At 58.9% G+C, this 19,691-nt stretch carries 20 protein-coding genes; 5 read left to right on the forward strand and 15 right to left on the reverse strand.

Annotated elements, in window-relative coordinates:
• The first annotated feature begins 80 nt into the window (after positions 1–80).
• Positions 81–1,298 carry an argininosuccinate synthase gene (locus J3P77_RS05345; RefSeq protein ID WP_125831271.1) on the forward strand — a complete coding sequence of 406 codons (1,218 nt, stop codon included), beginning with the start codon at positions 81–83 and terminating at the stop codon, positions 1,296–1,298.
• A 70-nt stretch (positions 1,299–1,368) separates the two neighbouring features.
• Here the strand turns inward: J3P77_RS05345 and J3P77_RS05350 are convergent, their stop codons facing one another.
• From J3P77_RS05350 to J3P77_RS05360, 3 genes are all read right to left on the reverse strand, one after another.
• The gene (locus J3P77_RS05350; protein ID WP_434680127.1) at positions 1,369–1,644 is read right to left on the reverse strand and encodes a hypothetical protein; all 276 of its coding nucleotides are present in this window, start codon (positions 1,642–1,644) and stop codon (positions 1,369–1,371) included.
• 242 nt (positions 1,645–1,886) lie between these two features.
• On the reverse strand, positions 1,887–2,261 hold the full coding sequence (locus J3P77_RS05355; RefSeq protein WP_434680129.1) for a hypothetical protein: 375 nt from the start codon (positions 2,259–2,261) through the stop codon (positions 1,887–1,889).
• Between the two features lie 99 nt (positions 2,262–2,360).
• Positions 2,361–2,888, reverse strand: coding sequence for a hypothetical protein (locus J3P77_RS05360; protein ID WP_434680130.1), 528 nt, complete (start codon positions 2,886–2,888; stop codon positions 2,361–2,363).
• A gap of 1,227 nt (positions 2,889–4,115) precedes the next feature.
• On the opposite strand from J3P77_RS05360, the gene J3P77_RS05365 reads away from it, so the two are divergent.
• Positions 4,116–4,742, forward strand: coding sequence for a response regulator transcription factor (locus J3P77_RS05365; RefSeq protein ID WP_125831275.1), 627 nt, complete (start codon positions 4,116–4,118; stop codon positions 4,740–4,742).
• 110 nt (positions 4,743–4,852) lie between these two features.
• On the opposite strand, the gene J3P77_RS05370 is transcribed toward J3P77_RS05365, so the two are convergent.
• The 4 genes from J3P77_RS05370 to metG form a co-directional block, all read right to left on the reverse strand.
• A complete protein-coding gene (locus J3P77_RS05370; protein ID WP_434680132.1) occupies positions 4,853–5,035 on the reverse strand; it encodes a PA3496 family putative envelope integrity protein in 183 nt (60 codons plus the stop codon).
• Positions 5,036–5,140: 105 nt separating this feature from the next.
• Positions 5,141–5,779: an endonuclease III gene (gene nth / locus J3P77_RS05375; protein ID WP_434680133.1), complete on the reverse strand. Its 639-nt coding sequence runs from the start codon at positions 5,777–5,779 to the stop codon at positions 5,141–5,143.
• Positions 5,780–5,833: 54 nt separating this feature from the next.
• Positions 5,834–6,880: an electron transport complex subunit RsxB gene (gene rsxB, locus J3P77_RS05380; protein ID WP_434680135.1), complete on the reverse strand. Its 1,047-nt coding sequence runs from the start codon at positions 6,878–6,880 to the stop codon at positions 5,834–5,836.
• Between the two features lie 123 nt (positions 6,881–7,003).
• Positions 7,004–9,046: a methionine--tRNA ligase gene (metG, locus tag J3P77_RS05385; protein WP_434680136.1), complete on the reverse strand. Its 2,043-nt coding sequence runs from the start codon at positions 9,044–9,046 to the stop codon at positions 7,004–7,006.
• A 171-nt stretch (positions 9,047–9,217) separates the two neighbouring features.
• Here metG and apbC point away from each other — a divergent pair, with 171 nt between their 5' ends.
• Positions 9,218–10,312, forward strand: a complete 1,095-nt coding sequence (apbC, locus tag J3P77_RS05390) for an iron-sulfur cluster carrier protein ApbC (protein ID WP_434680137.1) — start codon at positions 9,218–9,220, stop codon at positions 10,310–10,312.
• Positions 10,313–10,506: 194 nt separating this feature from the next.
• Here the strand turns inward: apbC and J3P77_RS05395 are convergent, their stop codons facing one another.
• Positions 10,507–10,716: a cold-shock protein gene (locus J3P77_RS05395; protein ID WP_002554837.1), complete on the reverse strand. Its 210-nt coding sequence runs from the start codon at positions 10,714–10,716 to the stop codon at positions 10,507–10,509.
• A gap of 319 nt (positions 10,717–11,035) precedes the next feature.
• On the opposite strand from J3P77_RS05395, the gene dcd reads away from it, so the two are divergent.
• The gene (gene dcd / locus J3P77_RS05400) at positions 11,036–11,602 is read left to right on the forward strand and encodes a dCTP deaminase (protein WP_002554836.1); all 567 of its coding nucleotides are present in this window, start codon (positions 11,036–11,038) and stop codon (positions 11,600–11,602) included.
• A gap of 110 nt (positions 11,603–11,712) precedes the next feature.
• Positions 11,713–11,937 carry a hypothetical protein gene (locus J3P77_RS05405; RefSeq protein ID WP_434680139.1) on the forward strand — a complete coding sequence of 75 codons (225 nt, stop codon included), beginning with the start codon at positions 11,713–11,715 and terminating at the stop codon, positions 11,935–11,937.
• A gap of 189 nt (positions 11,938–12,126) precedes the next feature.
• Here J3P77_RS05405 and pdeM read toward each other — a convergent pair whose 3' ends face one another.
• From pdeM to J3P77_RS05440, 7 genes are all read right to left on the reverse strand, one after another.
• A complete protein-coding gene (gene pdeM / locus J3P77_RS05410) occupies positions 12,127–12,783 on the reverse strand; it encodes a ligase-associated DNA damage response endonuclease PdeM (RefSeq protein ID WP_434680141.1) in 657 nt (218 codons plus the stop codon).
• On the reverse strand, positions 12,780–15,272 hold the full coding sequence (locus tag J3P77_RS05415) for a ligase-associated DNA damage response DEXH box helicase (RefSeq protein ID WP_434680143.1): 2,493 nt from the start codon (positions 15,270–15,272) through the stop codon (positions 12,780–12,782). Before J3P77_RS05415 ends, pdeM begins: the two co-directional genes overlap by 4 nt.
• A gap of 88 nt (positions 15,273–15,360) precedes the next feature.
• Entirely contained in the window at positions 15,361–16,125 is a 765-nt protein-coding gene (locus J3P77_RS05420) for an ABC transporter ATP-binding protein (protein WP_434680145.1), read from the reverse strand.
• A 9-nt stretch (positions 16,126–16,134) separates the two neighbouring features.
• Positions 16,135–17,253 carry a succinylglutamate desuccinylase/aspartoacylase family protein gene (locus J3P77_RS05425; protein WP_434680146.1) on the reverse strand — a complete coding sequence of 373 codons (1,119 nt, stop codon included), beginning with the start codon at positions 17,251–17,253 and terminating at the stop codon, positions 16,135–16,137.
• A gap of 15 nt (positions 17,254–17,268) precedes the next feature.
• The gene (locus J3P77_RS05430) at positions 17,269–17,979 is read right to left on the reverse strand and encodes an ABC transporter permease (protein WP_434680148.1); all 711 of its coding nucleotides are present in this window, start codon (positions 17,977–17,979) and stop codon (positions 17,269–17,271) included.
• Positions 17,976–18,704, reverse strand: a complete 729-nt coding sequence (locus tag J3P77_RS05435; protein ID WP_434680150.1) for an ABC transporter permease — start codon at positions 18,702–18,704, stop codon at positions 17,976–17,978. Before J3P77_RS05435 ends, J3P77_RS05430 begins: the two co-directional genes overlap by 4 nt.
• A 110-nt stretch (positions 18,705–18,814) precedes the next feature.
• Positions 18,815–19,597, reverse strand: coding sequence for a transporter substrate-binding domain-containing protein (locus J3P77_RS05440; RefSeq protein WP_434680152.1), 783 nt, complete (start codon positions 19,595–19,597; stop codon positions 18,815–18,817).
• Positions 19,598–19,691: the final 94 nt, after the last annotated feature.

The following is a 19,691-nucleotide window of genomic DNA, read 5'->3' on the forward strand; positions in this document are numbered from 1 at the left end:
GAAGCTGTCGCGCCCCTGTAAATTTACTGGTTTGAACGGTAGAATCGCTGGTTTTCCGTACAACCCGGTGGAGTGATGGCATGGCGGACGTAAACAAGGTAGTTCTCGCGTATTCCGGTGGCCTGGATACTTCGGTAATCCTCAAATGGCTGCAAGATACGTACAACTGCGAAGTAGTGACCTTTACCGCTGACCTGGGTCAGGGCGAAGAGGTCGAGCCGGCGCGTGCCAAGGCTCAGGCCATGGGCGTCAAGGAAATCTACATCGATGATCTGCGCGAAGAATTCGTGCGCGATTTCGTGTTTCCGATGTTCCGTGCCAACACCGTCTACGAAGGCGAGTACCTGCTGGGTACGTCCATCGCTCGTCCGCTGATCGCCAAGCGCCTGATCGAAATCGCCAACGAGACCGGCGCCGACGCCATCTCCCACGGCGCAACCGGCAAAGGTAACGACCAGGTTCGTTTCGAGCTCGGCGCCTATGCACTCAAGCCCGGCGTCAAAGTCATCGCGCCATGGCGTGAGTGGGACCTGCTGTCGCGCGAGAAACTGATGGATTACGCTGAAAAGCACGCGATCCCGATCGAGCGTCACGGCAAGAAGAAATCCCCGTACTCCATGGATGCCAACCTGCTGCACATCTCCTATGAAGGCGGCGTGCTGGAAGACACCTGGACCGAGCACGAGGAAGACATGTGGCGCTGGACCAAGTCCCCCGAGGACGCGCCCAACGTTCCTACTTACCTTGAGCTGACTTACCGTAACGGTGACATCGTCGCCCTGGACGGCGTAGAGATGACGCCAGCCACCGTGCTCGCGACGCTGAACCGTATTGGCGGCGAGAACGGTATCGGCCGTCTGGACATCGTGGAAAACCGTTACGTGGGCATGAAGTCCCGTGGCTGCTACGAAACCCCGGGTGGCACCATCATGTTGCGCGCCCACCGCGCCATCGAGTCGATCACCCTGGATCGCGAAGTCGCTCACCTCAAGGATGAGCTGATGGTCAAGTATGCCAGCCTCATCTACACCGGTTACTGGTGGAGCCCGGAGCGCCTGATGCTGCAGCAGATGATCGATGCTTCCCAGGTGCATGTGAACGGCGTCGTGCGCCTGAAGCTGTACAAGGGCAACGTGATCGTCACCGGTCGCAAGTCCGAAGAGTCGCTGTTCGATGCGAACATCGCGACCTTCGAAGAGGACGGCGGCGCTTACAACCAGGCGGATGCAGCCGGCTTTATCAAGCTCAACGCCTTGCGCATGCGCATCGCCGCGAACAAGGGCCGCAAATTCTTCTGATACAACCCGCGTGAGAATGCAGCCCTGTCGGGCTGCATTCGAATTCTCGGCAGAGCCTGCCGCTGTCGGTTCAACGCGGGACCTTCCTGCTCCTTCGCGCTTGCCGGCCAGACTTCCCGTAAAGCGGAGACCGTTCCTGCACGCGGAGGCCAGCGTGCTTCAGCGGCAAGTTCAGGAAGTCCACCAGATCGGCGATACCCATGCTGTAGCGTTTCATCAATGCACTGAGCTTTCGTTCGAATTCCAGATGTTTCGTAAGTTGTTCATTGCCCTCCAGAGCCTTCAGTCTTTCCTGATACGCCGCCAGGGCGCGTTCGATTTCGCGAAATTCCTTTAACTTGGACATGATCATTCCATTGGTTGGTCAGCGAGTCTTTGGTCTGTTGTGCAACACGGTAGCGATATACTTCCAGCATCATTTGCTCCTTGCGATTTTAACGGCTATGGAAATGTTAGTCCGGATTTCGCCAAGCGTGATGGTGCATTCTGGAATGCATAAATAACGCTGCAGAGTTACACGCCAATGTTTTCAATGGTTTATGCGGAAGTGTTGGGTTTCTTACCGTTCTGCTAGATTAATCCCAGTTGCTAGTCGCTACTTCCTACAATTTGTAAGGGCTGTTGCGGAGCGTCAGGCGTCTTTTTGCCCTGCAATGAAACTTCACAGGAGCAGATATCGCAAAGTTTCGGGTTGCGCGTGGCTTGCAGCTTGCGATCGCCAGTGGCTATAACGTGTTGCATGCTCGAACAATTTGACCGTCCATAAAGAGCTTTATGGTTGAAGTTCAATGTCAGGAAGAACATCAGCACCAGGGCCGAGGGAAAGGCGATGAGGAACCAGATATAGATCCGCCGGGTATCGGCATCCAGATAAGGCAGCACGCCTGTGGCCGATGCTTCCGAAAGGCCAGCAAATATGACGATCACGCTGATAGGGTTGATGGTACGAGGGAGGTATTTCATGCTGCTGTTTCCATGTGCGTGTGAGGCGAGCCTCGTAATGCCCTGGACGGTGACGCGACACAGCATCGCCGCGCAGGGCATGTGATCGGGGGTGCGAACTCAGGATTGATCCGGTTCCCTGTTCTGACGGAACTGGAAGCGGTATGCCTTGCCGATGTCCCATACCTGCCGGACGCTCAGGTCCATGACCTGCGCTATTTCCGGAACCGTGTAGCCCAGGGAGGAGTAATGCATGGCGTGCCCGGCGACGACGTCGTCTACATCACTGGTCTCGGGCAGTACCTGCTTGCGTATGATTTTGACGGGGCGGCTGTAGCTGATTTTTACCCCGTTGTCGGTCGCAAGCTGACGAATCTCCTTCTTGTTCATTCTCAGGGAATACTGGAGGGCGGATACGCCTGCGCCCTTGGCGACCAGTCCTTTCAGTAATTCCAGCTTGCTGGTTTTTTCGGCTTCAAGCTCTTGAGGGCTGGTTTCCTGTACGCCATACGGGGCAGGCATTTCCGCTGTGCCGCCTTGGGGGATTACGGAAATGACTCCTCCTTGAGAGACAAAATCTTCCACCGCCGCAGACAGATCGAAAGCAGTCGAGTCTTCGGATTTTGGATAAGATGACTTGTTGTTCATGGTATGTCCCTTTTTGAACATGGTTATACACATGGCCACTACCAGGGCGTAATCACAGCCCAAGTCAAACTGCGCTGAGGTGAACGTACGCGGTTGGCCATGTTCATGTTGTCCGAATCCTTTCGGATGTCTCGATAAAACGAGTCCCTATATTAAATATCGTTCGGCTCATGGAAATGCCATACAGAGGAAAGTTGTTTTTCTCTAGTTGTGCACTGTTAATTGGAAGGAACTAACGAGCCCTTCTCAAAAAAGTAACGACTGGTAATAGAATTTGCAAGTGAAAAAGTGGCTGGAAACATCAATTCGGATGGCTGAATTGGTGTCGTCTTACGTGGCTGTTTTCATCGTCTGTTAGTTCTGTAGTACTTTTCCTGTTTGCCCTGTCAGGTATGGATTCGAACCGTAATATCGTATTAGCTACAGGTCGAATGAGCTAAAAGTTAAATCAGAGGCTCTCAGGCCTTCTACGTGGAGGCTCCGATAGGCGTTCGCGTGAGGTCGTGGCGGAATACCGAGCTGTATATCCGGAAGCTGACAGCTCCGTCCTTTTGGAAGGAAATATTGGGTCGGGTGAGTCCGGGCATGCTGAGAATCTCGATTATTGTAAGAAATATCTGTTTGTTATGTAGGAAAGGTCCCTAAATACATATTTGTATGAATTTAATACTTGGGAATGTGTAGTTTTCAACGCGGGGGCGGCGTATTGCTGCGGGAGAGGCATCGATCCTCAGCAATAATTTATGTTCCTTGGGCAATGGCACATTTTTCGAATGCGCTTATTCTGGGGCATGGATCCACAGCCATTCCGCCTCGTCGATTCGGCCGGAGTCCTTGGTTTCCGGGCATGGCGTGCTCACAGCAGGAGGAGGGTCTGAGGCTGGCGGCGCAGCTGTTTCATTATAAGTTTTTGTATCTGACAGGCCGTGAACGGCCAGCTGGGAATGAATAAGGTAAGTGCCGGTCTCGGTGCAGTCGCTGTCTGACCCGTCGTGGTTTTCAAGTGCGCGAGGGTGGATGGCACAAACTTCAGCAGTATCCTAAAGGGAAGCTTGTGATAATCATGGAAAACAGTTCGTTCGTGTCTAGTTTTGTAGGAGATTTCTGCTCTGTTTGTGGGAACGGTCTTTGGCTGTGTGTCCGAAGGGGTGAGCGTCATGCAAAGCACTAAACGACTAAGTTATTGTGCCGACTCTGAAAATTCGAATATCGAAACTGGACTGCCCCATGAATAAAGTGCTGATCGTGGATGATCATCCCGTCATTCGCCTTGCTGTACGCATGCTGATGGAGCGTCATGGCTACGAAGTCATTGCGGAGACCGACAACGGTGTAGACGCTTTGCAACTTGCTCGTGAGCACTTGCCCGACATTGTCATTCTAGACATCGGCATTCCCAAACTCGATGGTCTGGAGGTCATCGCACGTCTGTCAGCCATGACGTTGCCGTTCAAGATCCTGATTCTGACGTCCCAGGCTCCCGGTCATTTTTCGATGCGCTGCATGCAGGCGGGAGCCGCCGGTTATGTTTGCAAGCAGCAGGACCTTACCGAGCTGTTGAGTGCGATCAAGGCGGTTCTGTCTGGCTACAGCTACTTCCCCAACCAGGCGCTGCACACTGTCCGTTCGAGCATGGGGAACGCCAGCGAAGCGGACATGGTGGACCGCCTGTCCGGCCGTGAAATGATGGTGCTGCAGCAGCTTGCCCGGGGCAAGACGAACAAGGAAATCGCGGATAGCATGTTTCTCAGCAACAAAACGGTCAGCACTTACAAAACCCGCCTCCTGCTCAAGCTTAACGCGCATTCCCTGGTGGACCTGATCGAGCTCGCCCAACGTAACGGACTTGTGTGAGCCCCGCGGGGTAGTTTTCAGGTTGGCAGGCGGCCAGGTCAAAGCCTCTCGGGCGGGGAGGCTTTCAAAACGCGGGGCGGACGTTGGCGGTCCTGGTGGGCTCCGAATCGCTAGAGGTCGAAGTCGTAGTCGGCCAGCTGTTTTTGCAGGCGACGCTCTTCAAGCAGATTGTCGATGGTGCGTCGCTTGCTGAGATTGGTCTTCGCAGGCTCGACAGCCACCTGCTCACTGTCGTCAGCTTCGACAGCGATAAACTCGTCATCAACGTCCAATTGCTCTTTGCCAGTGCTCATCAAGTCGACTCCAGGCTTGACTATCATTGGCGCACCTTATAGCGACATTCTCGGAGCGGGTAAAAAAGATTTTTTCAATCGATTCGCCCCGTAACGGCCTACCGATCAATCATCCGAAGTCTTGTGCTTGTACTCGCAAAGGTCTTCGATACGGCAGCTTCCGCAGCGAGGTTTGCGGGCCTGACATACGTAACGGCCATGAAGAATGAGCCAGTGATGCGCGTCCAACAGGTAGTCCTTGGGGACGAATTTCATCAATTGCCTTTCAACTTCGAGCACGTTTTTACCGGGCGCAATGTTGGTGCGATTGCTGACCCGAAAGATGTGGGTGTCGACGGCCATCGCTACCTGTCGGAACGCGGTGTTGAGAACGACATTGGCGGTTTTGCGTCCGACCCCCGGCAGAGCTTCCAACGCCTCGCGAGTCTGCGGGACTTCGCCGCCGTGCCGCTCCAGCAGCAGTCGACAGGTTTCGATCACGTTCTTCGCTTTGCTGTTGTACAGGCCGATGGTGCGGATGTACTCGGACAAGCCTTCGACGCCCAATTCGTAAATGGCTTGCGGCGTATTGGCGACCGGATACAGCCGAGCGGTGGCCTTGTTTACGCCGACATCTGTGGCCTGAGCGGAGAGAATCACGGCGATGAGCAGCTCGAACGGCGTCGTGTATGCCAGCTCGGTCTTGGGGTCGGGGTTGTCCTCGTGCAGCCTGCGAAAGATTTCCAGACGTTTGGCAGCGTTCATGAGTAAAGCGTGTCCTCGAATAGCTCGATGGTGGGGCACCAGCGGTGGCGGTTTCTAACTTTCCGCCTGTTGCAGAGCGCACTCTGCCTGATGCATGGCAGCGCGCAAAGCGTCTTGCTCGTCTGCCGATGACGGTGCCGCGCAGGCCTTGCTGTAGGCCGCGCGGGCCATGGCGAGCTGAATCTTTGCCCGTTTGACGGCACCGTTGTCGACCATTGGCGTGTCACGGAGCGGAGCGGTAGTTGTCGCTGCGGCGCACATGAGTCGTTCGAGTTCACGTTCCGTGGCTTCGAATGCCTTTTGCAGTTCCACCAGTTGTGCAGCCTGTTCCGCCACCGGAGGGTGACCGAATGCCTTCAGCGACTTGTGAAGCTGGGCGCGGCTCATGGCGACAGCAATGCGGGCCTTCTTCAGCGCCTCGTCACCTGCGGCTCTTTCGGTCGGCACGCCTGGCGTTGACGCGTTGCCAGGCATACCAGCACCGGCCTGCACGCCGGTGGGCTGACGTGTCGCCCTTGCGGACGTACGCTGCTCCAGCTCTCGCCGGAGCCTCACGGTGCGGGCCTCGAAGCGTTGGCGAGCGTGCTGGCGCTTTCGGGATCGAGCTCGATGTTGTTCGGCTGTGCTGGCCAGACCGCCTACGATCGGCGTGACCCCGGAACGAGGCAGCGGACGCATCTCTATGCAATCCACCGGGCAGGGCGCGACGCACAGGTCGCAGCCGGTGCATTCATCGATCAGAACGGTATGCATCAGCTTCGCCGCGCCGACTATGGCGTCGACCGGGCACGCCTGAATGCACTTGGTGCAGCCGATGCACTCGGCCTCGCGAATGTAGGCGATCTGCGCGGGCGCCGAACCACGTTCGGTGTCCAGAGGCAGAATCGGGGTACCAAGCAACTGCGCAAGTTGCACGATAGTTTCCTGGCCACCGGGTGGGCATCGACTGATCGGCTCGCCGGCAGCGATGCCCTGCGCGTAAGGCCGGCAGCCGGGATGGCCGCATTTTCCGCACTGGGTCTGCGGCAGCAGCGCATCGATACGCTCAATCAGGTCAGTAGGCGTGGCGCCAGGCAGAGTGTAGGGAGCAGCGTCAGTCATGGTCGTGTCGCAGGGCGAACAGGCGGGTGGTGCTCTGAATTCCTGAGTGAAGCGTAGACGCAGGAAGCGGCGGACGGACAAAGGCCCGCAAGCATCCTCAGGATGCTCCGGGCCTTGTCGTCATTACTTGATGCGTTGGCCAGGCTTAGCACCGCTGTCCGGGCTCAGGAGATAGATCTCCTCTCCGCCAGGGCCGGCGGCCATCACCATGCCTTCGGAGATGCCGAAACGCATCTTCCGTGGCTTGAGGTTGGCAATCATCATCGTCAGCCGGCCTTCCAGCGCCGCCGGGTCAGGGTAGGCGCTCTTGATGCCGGAGAACACGTTGCGCTGCTCATCTCCGATATCCAGAGTCAAACGCAGCAGCTTGTCCGCGCCCTCGACGTGTTCGGCCTTGAGAATCAGGGCGACACGCAGGTCGACCGCGGCAAAGGTGTCGAAGTCGATCTCCGCGCTGAGCGGGTCCTTGGTCAGTTCACCATTGCCCTTGGGCGCGGCCTCGGCGTTCGTGTCGACCAGGTCCTCTTTGGAAGCGGCGGTCATGGCTTCGACTTTCGCTGGATCAATGCGCGTCATCAGCGCCGAGAACGGATTCAGCGTGTGGTTGGTCAGCAGGGTCTTGTGGTCGTCCCACGTCAGAGGCGCGACGTTGAGGAATTTCTCGGCGTCGGCGGCGAGGGCGGGCAATACCGGCTTGAGGAAAATTACCAGTTGACGGAACAGGTTGACGCCCAGAGCGCAAACCGCCTGCACTTCGTCCTGCTTGCCCTCTTGCTTGGCCAGCGCCCACGGTGCCTTGTCAGCGATGAACGCATTTGCGCGATCAGCCAGCGCCATGGTTTCGCGCATGGCTCGTGAGAAGTCACGCGCTTCGTAGGCTTCGGCAATGCTCGGTGCGGCGGCCAGGAACGCGTCGGTCAGCTCCGGCGCGGCATTGGTGTCGACCATCACGCCGGCGTTGCCCTTGTGAATGAAACCGGCGCAACGGCTGGCGATATTCACGACCTTGCCGACCAGGTCAGAGTTGACCTTCTGCACGAAGTCTTCGAGGTTGAGATCCAGGTCGTCGACGCCGCGGCCCAGTTTCGAGGCATAGTAATAACGCAGGTATTCCGGCGACAGATGCTCAAGGTAGGTGCGCGCCTTGATGAAGGTGCCGCGCGACTTGGACATCTTCTGGCCGTTGACGGTGATATAGCCATGAACGTTGACGGCGGTAGGCTTGCGAAGCCCGGCGCCCTCAAGCATCGCCGGCCAGAACAGCGCGTGGAAATTCACGATGTCCTTGCCGATGAAGTGATACAGCTCGGTCGTCGAGTCTTTGGCCCAGTAGGCGTCAAAGTCCAGATCCGGGCGGCGCGCGCAGAGGTTCTTGAAGCTGGCCATGTAGCCGATGGGGGCGTCCAGCCAGACATAAAAGTACTTGCCCGGCTCGTCAGGGATCTCGAAACCGAAGTACGGCGCGTCGCGAGAGATGTCCCACTGCTGCAGGCCGGTGTCCAGCCACTCGGCAAGCTTGTTGGCGACCGCGTCCTGCAAGGCGCCGCTGCGGGTCCAGCTCTTGAGCATGGTGTCGAACGCGGGCAGGTCGAAGAAGAAATGCTTGGAATCCTTCAGGACCGGCGTTGCGCCGGAGATAGCCGACTTCGGATCCTTCAGATCGGTTGGCGCGTAGGTGGCGCCACATTTCTCACAGTTGTCGCCGTATTGATCCTCGGTGCCGCACTTCGGGCATGTGCCCTTGATGAAACGGTCGGCCAGGAACATTTTCTTTTCCGGGTCGAAGTACTGGGTGATCGAGCGGGTAGCAATATGCCCGGCATCGCGCAGCCGCTTGTAGATCATGCTCGACAGTTCGCGGTTTTCGTCCGAATGGGTCGAATGGAAATTGTCGAAGTCCACCAGGAAGTCCGCGAAGTCGGCGCTGTGCTCGGCCTTCACGTTGTCGATCAGTTGCTCGGGCGTGATGCCTTCGCGCTCGGCGCGCAGCATGATCGCCGAGCCGTGGGCATCGTCCGCGCAGACGTAGGTGCACTGGTTGCCGCGATGTTTCTGGTACCGCACCCACATGTCGGTCTGGATATACTCGAGCATGTGGCCAAGGTGGATGGAACCGTTGGCATAGGGAAGGGCGCTGGTAACGAGAATCTGACGTGGCTCGGACATGGGCTCGGCTACTTGAAGTGAAACGGAGGTCGGCCACTATAAAGGCCTGAGGAATTTTTTTCACCTTGCCGCGATGTGGGATTGGTCCGGAATGCGCGGCGAAAGCATGTCGCCGCCCGCCAGAACGGTTAGGATAGCCGCCTGTTTCAGTCAGTCTTTTCGGAGCCAGCCATGAGCGCAGTCAGTCGCGCAACGGTGGAGAATATTCTTCGCCAGTACACCGACCCCTATATGAATCAGGACCCGGTCAGCGCCGGTTGCGTGCGGGCCATCGATATTCAGGGCGGCCAGGTCCACGTACAGATCGAGCTTGGCTACGCCGCTGCGCTGTTCAAGAACGGTCTGGCCCAGGTGCTGAAAACGGCCATCGAAGGTCTGGATGGCGTGACGGCGGCGCGTGTCGACATCGCCACGGTGATTCAGGCGCACAAGGCTCAGGGGCAGATACCCGGGCTCGCCAATGTGAAGAACATCGTGGCGGTTGCCTCCGGCAAGGGCGGGGTGGGCAAGTCCACCACGGCGGCCAATCTGGCGCTGGCACTGTCGCGCGAAGGTGCGCGGGTCGGCATCCTCGATGCTGATATCTATGGCCCGAGTCAGGGCGTGATGTTTGGTATTGCCGAGGGGACGCGGCCGAAGATCAAGGATCAGAAGTGGTTCGTGCCAATCGAAGCGCATGGCATTGAGGTCATGTCCATGGCATTCCTCACCGACGACAACACGCCGATGGTCTGGCGCGGCCCGATGGTCTCAGGCGCGCTGTTGCAACTCGTGACGCAGACCGCGTGGAATGACCTGGATTATCTGGTCATTGATATGCCGCCTGGTACCGGCGATATTCAGCTGACGCTTGCGCAGAAGGTTCCGGTGGCAGGCGCGGTGATCGTCACGACTCCGCAGGACCTGGCGCTACTAGACGCGAAGAAAGGCGTCGAGATGTTCCGTAAGGTCAACATTCCGGTGCTGGGCGTGGTTGAGAACATGGCGGTTCACATCTGCTCCAACTGCGGGCATGCCGAGCATCTGTTCGGAGAGGGCGGGGGAGAAAAGCTGGCTTCGCAGTACGGCGTCGAGCTGCTGGCGTCGCTGCCGTTATCGATGCTGATCCGCGAACAGGCGGATGGTGGCCGGCCAACGGCCATTGCCGAGCCTGAAAGTCAGATCGCCATGGTGTATCAGGAACTGGCGCGCCATGTAGGCGCCCGGATCGTACTGCAGGAAGCTGCGAGCCAGCCGATGCCGACCATTTCGGTAAGTGACGACTGACCTGCGGCTCACCGTTGGGGGGCGGACCGGGCGGCGGTCCGCTTGTCCGCGAGGGCGTTGACGACTGCCACGCTGTGCAACGCCATGCCGGCGTCGTCGCGAGCGAGCTCTCTCCCACGGGGCTCAAGCAGTTTTTCGCAGGCAATAAAAAACCCCGCTTTTGAGGGCGGGGTCTTTCAAGCGATCAGTACAAGTTAGATAACTTGAACTTCCTCAGCCTGCATGCCTTTCTGACCGCGGGTAGCGATGAAAGAAACCTGCTGGCCTTCTTTCAGGCTCTTGAAGCCGTCGGACTGGATAGCTTTGAAGTGCACGAACAGGTCGTCACCGGATTGTGGAGTGATGAAGCCGAAGCCTTTTTCATCGTTGAACCACTTAACGGTACCAGTTTGGCGATTGGACATGATGTATCTCCTTGGACAAAGTTAACTGCGACTCAGGAAGAGCCCTGGCCGAGACTGAGTGCAAAGAGCTGGAAAATTCATGGAGATGGTTGGATCGAAATTCAACATCGTGTAGAGATTCTCAGTGACACAAGCAACACAGTGATGCCACCTTAACCCTTTTTGTTGAACGTGCCAATGGTCTTTAGATGATTATTTCCATACCCGTTGAATCTGTTGCTGATGGCACTGCGCTGGCACTGCGTGGCCTTTGAACCGGAGGCCACGGCCCGGTAAGATGCCGGTCATCTTTCTTCACCTCGCTATTCAGGACAACGCCATGAGCATCAAATCGGACAAGTGGATTCGCCGCATGGCGCAAGAGCACGGCATGATCGAGCCCTTCGTCGAGCGTCAGGTGCGTGGCGAAGGCGCCGACCGGGTGATCTCCTTCGGCGTCTCCAGCTACGGCTACGACGTACGGTGCGCCGACGAGTTCAAGGTGTTCACCAACATCAACTCCGCCACCGTCGATCCGAAAAATTTCGACGAAAAAAGCTTCGTCGATATCAAGAGCGACGTGTGCATCATTCCACCCAACTCCTTCGCCCTGGCACGGACGGTCGAGTATTTCCGGATCCCGCGCAATGTGCTGACCATTTGTCTGGGCAAGAGCACATACGCGCGGTGCGGAATCATCGTCAACGTCACTCCGCTGGAACCTGAGTGGGAAGGGCACGTGACGCTGGAGTTCTCCAATACCACGACGCTGCCGGCCAAGATCTACGCCAACGAAGGCGTTGCCCAGATGCTGTTTCTGGAGTCGGACGAAGAGTGCGAGGTCTCGTACAAGGACCGTGGCGGCAAGTATCAGGGCCAGCGCGGCGTCACTCTGCCACGTACCTGATTTGCGGTTTCATTCGGTCGCAAATTGAATTAATGCTCTTTTAAACACTCTATTGGTTGACATGTCCTCGCACACCTTCCGTGTGCGGGGCTGCTGATCGGGAGTGCCCTATGAAGACAGACTACAAAACATCTGACCGGGAATCGTCTCCTCCGCCCAATGAGATCGGACTGCTGGCGTGGTCATTGCTTGCCCACTCGCATTGGAATCCGCAGCTCAATATGGTCGGCGGTGGTATCCCGGGCCAGCCGGATCCAGACACCCCTTTCCAGCAGCCAACCGAACCGGGTGAGCCTACGATCCCCGACGAGCCGCCACCTTCGCCTGTCGCCTGAATTCACAGCCCGGTAGACGGCCCAATCCTGCCAGTTCACAGCATCCCCTTTGGGGGAGCTTGCTTGCGATGACTTCGACATGGCAACGCGTTAGTGCGTGCCTGACGCTTTTTCGCGAGCAAGCTCCTCCCACAGTCGCTTGCGGTGAACGTGGCCGGATGAAGCGTTTCAGCCTTGGCGATAATCCACTCAGCACACAGCCCATACAGCCCCGTCGCCTGTGACGAATATTCGGCTCTCTGGCTCAGGTCTGATTGCAAATCCGCCGGTGAATTCTCCGAATGCAGGCATTAGGCTGACCCGCTCGCCCAGATAGAAACACGCCAGCCGCAAGCTCTGTCTGCCGCGCCCCCGCAGCCGGTAGACCGGGTGAATGTGCCCCGCCAGCACGTGCAGCGAAGGATGAGCGTCTGGCTCGTGCTGCAGCGCAAAAGGCCCGATGATCAGTGGCTCTTCGACCACCTCGATGCCCAGATTCGCAGGCGGATCGCCTGCGCGTTTGTCATGGTTGCCGCGGATCAACGTGATGTGCAGCTGCGCATGCTTGGCGCGCCATTGCTCAAGCGCTTCCAGAGTAAGCCTGGCGTGGGACTCGGGTGCGTGGAGAAAATCGCCAAGAAAGATCAGCCGGTCGACGGGGTATTCAGCGAGCAACCGGTCCAGCCGCTGCAGATTGACCTGGGTCGTGCCGTGCGGCACCGGTTGGCCCAGTCTGCGATAAGCCGCCGCCTTGCCGAAGTGCGCATCGGCGATCAGCAATGCATGGTGTTCGGGATAGTAGATCGCCCTGTCGGCCAGTAGCCAGAGTTCGGTTCCCGCAAGCGTGACGGTCTGGTGGGGGCTCAATGCTCGACCTCCGGCCCGGCCGCTTTCTCCAGATCGCGGACCATGCGCGCGATCCGGTCGGCGAGTTTTTCCGAGCTCAGGCTCTCGCGGAAACGCTCGACCAGCAGAGGAAACGCCAGCGGCGTGGCGCGTTTGATGACATGCATATCCAGAGTCCGATTGTTGATCTGTTCAAGTGTGTATTCGAGGCGCACCAGGTCCAGTTCCTGGCGCAGCACTTCTTCTTCAGCCTGGGTCAGCAGCATATTGCCCGCGTCGTAACGCTTGAAGACCTCAAAGAAAAGCCCGCTGGATGCCTGGATCTGCCGATTGCTCTTGGAAGCGCCGGGATAGCCGGAAAACACCAGTCCGGAAATCCGGGCGATTTCCCTGAACCGTCGCAGGGCCAGTTCCCCGGCGTTGAGGCTGGCAATGATGTCTTGCATCAGATCCCCGGCGCTGAACAGCCCGGCATCCAACGCTTTCACCCAATCCACTTCGCTGGCGCTCAACAGTTCAAGACCGTAATCGTTGACCGCAATCGAGAACGTCAGCGGGGTGTCGCGGCTCAGCCGCCAGGCGAACAGGCTCGCCAGACCGAGATGGACGTGGCGGCCGGCGAAAGGGTACAGAAACAGATGCCAGCCCTCGCGGGACTTGAGGGTTTCCGCCAGCAGCGTGTCACGTCGAGGCAAACCGGACCAGTGTTGCTGCACTTCCAGCAAGGGCCGCACAGCCTGCATCTCGGGGCTTTTGAATTCCCCCCGCGCAGCAGCGTCGAATTTTTCCACTACGGCCTCGGCCAGCTCGCTGGATAACGGCATGCGTCCGCCATTCCAGCGCGGCACGGCGGCCTTCTTGCCCGTGGCACGCTTCACGTACGCGGTCATGTTTTCAACACGCACCAATTCAAGCACCCGACCCGCGAACAGAAATCCATCGCCGGGCCGCAGGCGTGCGATGAAGCCTTCTTCGACACTGCCCAGCGAGCCTCCGCCGCCGCCTTTCTTCCAGTATTTGAGATTGATGGTCGCATCGCTGACGATGGTGCCGACGCTCATCCGATGGCGTCGGGCCAGACGCGCATCGGGCACGCGCCACACGCCGTGCTCGTCCGGTTCGGCGCGGCGATAGTCGGGATAGGCGGTCAGCGAATGCCCGCCGTTGCGCACGAATGCCAGCGCCCATTGCCACTGCTCATCGGTGAGATCGCGATAGGCCCAGGCGGTCCGTACCTCAGCCAGCAGTTCGTCGGGCAGGAAGCCGCCGCCCAGTGCGACGCTCACCAGATGCTGCACCAGCACATCCAGTGGCTGGTAAGGCGATTCGCGCGGCTCGATCATCCGCGCCGCCACTGCCGTGCAGGCGGCAGCGGCTTCCACCAGTTCAAGGCTGTGAGTTGGCACCAGCGTCACACGGGAAGGCCGGCCCGGCGCATGGCCGGAGCGCCCCGCGCGTTGCATCAGGCGCGCGACGCCCTTGGGCGAGCCGATCTGCAGCACGCGCTCGACGGGCAGAAAGTCGACGCCCAGATCCAGGCTCGACGTGCACACCACGGCTTTGAGCTGGCCTTCCTTGAGCGCGCGCTCCACCCAGTCGCGCACCTCGCGGGCCAGCGAGCCGTGGTGCAGGGCGATGAGCCCAGCCCAGTCAGGCCGGGCTTCCAGCAGCGCCTGATACCAGATTTCCGATTGCGAGCGCGTATTGGTGAACACCAGGCAGCTTGCACTGCTGTCCACTTCGGCGACCACTTGAGGCAACATGCGCAGGCCCATGTGTCCGGCCCAGGGGAACCGCTCGATGGAAGGCGGTAACAGCGTGTCGACGGTCAGGTCCTTTATCACCTTGCCTTGTACGCTTACCCCGCTGTCGCCAAGCAGGACTTGCTGAGCATGTACCTGATTGCCCAGGGTTGCCGAGATGCCCCACACAATCAGTTCCGGATTCCAGCGTCTCAGTCGCGCCAGTGCCAATTGCAGCTGTACGCCACGCTTGTTGCCGATCAGCTCGTGCCACTCATCTACCACGACCACTCTCAATGTCGACAGGGCAGTCTCGGCGTCGGCTCGGGTCAGCAGCAGTGTCAGGCTCTCGGGCGTTGTAATCAGCGCCGAGGGCAGGCGGCGCCCTTGGCGAGCGCGCTCGCTGCTGCTCGTGTCGCCGGTGCGCAGACCGACCGTCCAGGGAATATCGAGATCAGTCAGCGGAGCTTCGAGGGCTCGGGCGGTATCTGCCGCCAAGGCGCGCATCGGCGTGATCCACATCACGGCCAGCGGCGCGGCGGGTGGTTTGCGTTTGCGCGGCTTTTCTTCGGTAACCGGCGCATTTGCGCGTGCAAAGCGGTTGAGCGCGGCGAACCACACGGCGTAAGTCTTGCCCGACCCGGTGCTGGCGTGCAGCAGGCCGGATTCTCCTTTCTTCACCGCCGCCCAGACTTCTTTCTGAAAAGGAAACGGCTTCCAGCCTTTAGCCAAAAACCATCGCTGAGCGAAATCGGTAGGTCTGCTCATGCAATTGAACGTGCTCTGAGGGGGTTAAATCAGAGACAGCGGTGAGCAGGAGTTAGTTTTAACGGATGTGGGCGCGGACTCCATGCGGTTATTTCAGATTGCCGCTGAGAAATTGCTGCAAACGCTCGCTCTTGGGGTTGTTGAGCACTTCGTCCGGGTGACCGCTTTCTTCGATCTGGCCTTTGTGCAAGAACACTACCTGATTGGCGACCTTGCGGGCGAAGCCCATTTCGTGGGTCACCAGAATCATGGTGCGACCTTCTTCCGCCAGCCCCTGAATGACCTTCAGCACTTCGCCGACCAGTTCGGGATCGAGCGCGGAGGTGGGTTCGTCGAACAGCATGATCTCCGGTTCCATCGCCAGCGCGCGGGCGATTGCCACTCGCTGTTGCTGGCCACCGGACAGAAATGCCGGGTATTGATCGGCGACACGTTCCGGCAGACCGACCTTGTCCAGATACTTGCGTGCCCGGGCTTCCGCTTCCGACCTGGATACGCCCAGCACCCGTCGCGGCGCCATGGTGATGTTTTCCAGAACCGTCATGTGCGCCCATAGATTGAAATGCTGGAACACCATCGCCAGCCGAGTGCGGATGCGCTGCAACTCATCGGCGTCCGCCACGCGCATGCCATCCTTGTCGCTGACCATGCGCACCTGCTGGCCATCCAGGCTCATCGCACCGTCGTTGGGTTGCTCCAGAAAGTTGATGCAACGCAAAAGCGTACTCTTGCCCGAGCCGCTGGCGCCGATCAGGCAGATCACATCGCCGCTGCTGGCCTTGAGCGACACGCCCTTGAGTACCTCATTGTCGCCATAGCTTTTATGCAGGCCGTCGATGGTCAGTTTGTACATGGCAGGTCCTCAAGGAGAAAGTAAGTAGCCGCTGCGGAAGGGCTCGGTGCCTGCGACATGGGCGACGGCCATGCCAGCAGTGGCCATCCGGCGTAGCGAGCGGGCGTAGAGCAGGCCGGCGTTGCGGGCATGCACAGGCGAGACCGCATCGCTGATCGGGTCGATGACCTCGGCGATCAGTTGCCCGGCCTCGACGTATTCGCCCGGCATGGCGCAGAACACCAGCAGCCCGCCGACTGGCGTGGTGACGGGTTCCACGCCGGCCAGCGGCGTTGCGGGATAAAGAAGTTCGGGCGCTGGCACGGACTCGCCTTCGATAACGCCGAAGTCGATCAGGTAGCTGATGATCGCCTGACAGTCGCGGCTGGCCAGTGCATGGTTGACGTCACCCTGACCGCGCAGCTCGACAGTGACCGAAAAGCTGCCCATCGGAATCGGGAAACGCTCGGCAAAGCGCTGCTGCAGCTGCCACCAGACCAGCGTGAAGCATTCGTCGAACGACTGGCCACCCGAATCTGTCGCCAGCAGACTCGCTTGCGCGCCCAGATAGCGCGACAGCAGTTCCACCTTCGGCCAGGCCTCGGGTGTGGTGTACAGGTGCTCGACCGATTCAAAGTCACAATGCAGGTCCAGCACCATGTCGGCGTCGCAGGCCAGCCTTTGCAGGGTCAGGCGCAGCGAGCGCAACTGGGTACTGGCGACCTGCGCATCGAGCGCGGCACGCAGGCGTTCGCGAATCAGGGTCTGATTGACCTCGGCGTCGGCACAAAGCTGTGGTTCGACTTCGTCGCCGACCTGGCGTGCGAGATCGACGAACCAGCGATTGAAGTTCTCTCCGCTTTCCAGGTCGTAACGACCCAGCGGAGTGTCCATCAGGATCTGTTCCAGGCCGATGGGGTTGGCCACCGGAACGACGACGATCTCGCCGCGCAAGCGGCCGGCGTTTTCGAGTTCGGCAAGCCGCTGCTTGAGATACCAGGCGACCAGCATGCCCGGCAGCTCATCGGCGTGCAGCGAGGCCTGGATGTAGACCTTGCGGGCGCCGTCGCTCGGGCCGTAATGAAAACTGTGGACCTGCCGCGCGGTGCCCGGCACCGGCGACAGCAGATCGTGGGTGTTGTGATGCATCGGGTCGTCCTTGGGCTAGTGAGCGGGGCCGAGAAAGGCCAGCCAGCGGCGCTCGGCCAGACGGAACAGGCCAACCAGAATAAAGGTTACGGCGAGGTACATCATGGCCGCGATACCGAACGACTGGAACGTCATGAACGTTGCCGAGTTGGCATCACGCGCGACCTTGAGGATGTCCGGCACCGTGGCCGTGAAAGCCACGGTTGTCGAGTGCAGCATCAGGATCACTTCGTTGCTGTAATAAGGCAGCGACCGACGCAGCACCGACGGCATGATCACGTAGGCATACAGTTTCCAGCCTGTCAGACCGTAGGCTTTGGCCGCCTCGACTTCCCCATGGGCCATGCTGCGGATCGAGCCGGCAAAGATTTCGGTGGTGTACGCGCAGGTATTGAGGGTGAACGCCAGGATGGTGCAGTTCATCGCGTCGCGAAAGAACGCATCGAGCATCGGCTGCTCGCGAACGGCCGCAATGCTGTAGATGCCGGTGTAACAGATCAGCAGCTGGATATAGAGCGGCGTGCCGCGAAACAGGTAGGTGTAGAACTGGACTGGCCAGCGCACCCATCGATTCTTCGACACCCTGGCGATGGACAGCGGGATCGACAGGCAGAAGCCAATCGCGATGGAAGCGCTGAGCAGCCACATCGTCATCGCCAGACCGGTGATATGGACCCCGTCGCTATAAAGGAAGGGCTTCCAGTATTCCTGCAGCAACTCGATCATCGTTGCGCCTCCCGACTGCCGGCGGCGTAATGCCGTTCAGCCCAGCGCAGCGCGAAATTCGAGGCACTGGTGATGACCAGATAGATCAAAGCCGCCAGGACCAGAAAATAGAACAGTTGGTAAGTGCTCTTGCCCGCATCCTGCGACGCCTTGACCAGATCGGCCAGACCGATGATCGATACCAGCGCCGTAGCCTTGAGCAGCACCTGCCAGTTATTGCCGATGCCCGGCAACGCGTAGCGCATCATCTGTGGAAACACCACATAGCGAAAACGCTGGCCGCGCTTGAGGCCGTAAGCTACAGCGGCTTCGACCTGACCGCGCGGCACCGACAGGATCGCGCCGCGGAAGGTCTCGGTGAAGTACGCGCCATAAATGAAGCCCAGGGTAATGACGCCCGCGCCGAACGGGTCGATTTCGATGTATTCCCATTCCATCGCGTCGGTCAGGCTGGTGAGCCAGGTTTGCAGGCTATAGAAGATCAGCAGCATCAGCACCAGATCCGGCACGCCGCGGATCAGTGTGGTGTAGAGCTGCGCGGGCACGCGCAGCAGCGCCGAGCCGGACAGTTTGGCGCTGGCGCCGATCAGCCCGAGCAGAATGCTCAGCAGCAGCGACAGTACCGATAATTTGATGGTCATCCAGGCGCCCTGCATCAGCAGCGGGCCAAAGCCCTTGAGGCTGAATGCCGAGAGTCCGAGGTTTTGCATGAGTGCATCGAGCATGGATAAAGCCTTGCGCGGTCAACAGACAGAAACGTCGATCGACCGCGGCAAGATTCGCCGCCCATCCAAGGAGCGGCGAATCGTCGCCGATGTCGATGGGCGTCGGGGTGTTATTTACCGCTATACAGGTTCAGATCGCCAAAATGTTTTTTCTGGATTTCAGCGTAGGTACCGTCGTCGTGTAACGCTTTGATACCTTTATCGAGCAGTGCCTTGAGGTCTTTGTTACCTTTCGCGATACCGATAGCGGTCTTGGAAGGCAGCAGAGGGCTGTCGACAGGCTCGCCCACTTCATAACCGGCACCGGCTGGTGACTTCAGAAAGCCCAGTTCGGCCTGCAGCATGTCCTGAATGGAAGCATCAAGACGGCCCGAAGTCAGGTCGGCGTACACCAGATCCTGATTCTGGTAAGCCTTGGTGGTTACGCCAGCCTTGTCCAGCACGGCTTTGGCGTAGGCTTCCTGAATGGTGCCTTGCTCGTAACCGACGGTTTTGCCTTTCAGGCTGGCCGGATCGGCGGTAAAGCCTGCACCTTTTTTGAACACCAGCGAGGTTGGGCCGGAGAACAGTTCGCTGGAGAAGTCGATGGCCTTCTCGCGTGCTGGAGTCACTGTCATCGAAGAGATCACGCCATCGAATTTCTTGGCTTTCAGGCCCGGAATCATGCCGTCGAAGTCGCTTTCAACCCACTTGCAGGTGACGTTCAGCTCTTTGCAGATTGCGTTGCCCAGATCGATATCGAAGCCCACCAGACTGCCGTCCGCGGCTTTGGATTCAAACGGCGCGTACGACGGATCGACGCCAAAGCGCAGTTCCTTGTATTCCTTGGCCATCGCGCTGCCAGCGGCGACGCACAGAGCCAGTGCGGAGAGGGTCAGCCATGCTTTCTTCATCGTTCAGTCCTTAAAACCTAATGGGGTATTGGGAGCACGCGAGACTTGCTACCGGCGGGTGCCAGACGCATGAAGTAGCAAGTTTTGAACCAAC

Origin of the sequence: Pseudomonas sp. R1-18 (genome assembly GCF_051132095.1) — a bacterium.
Lineage (GTDB): Bacteria > Pseudomonadota > Gammaproteobacteria > Pseudomonadales > Pseudomonadaceae > Aquipseudomonas.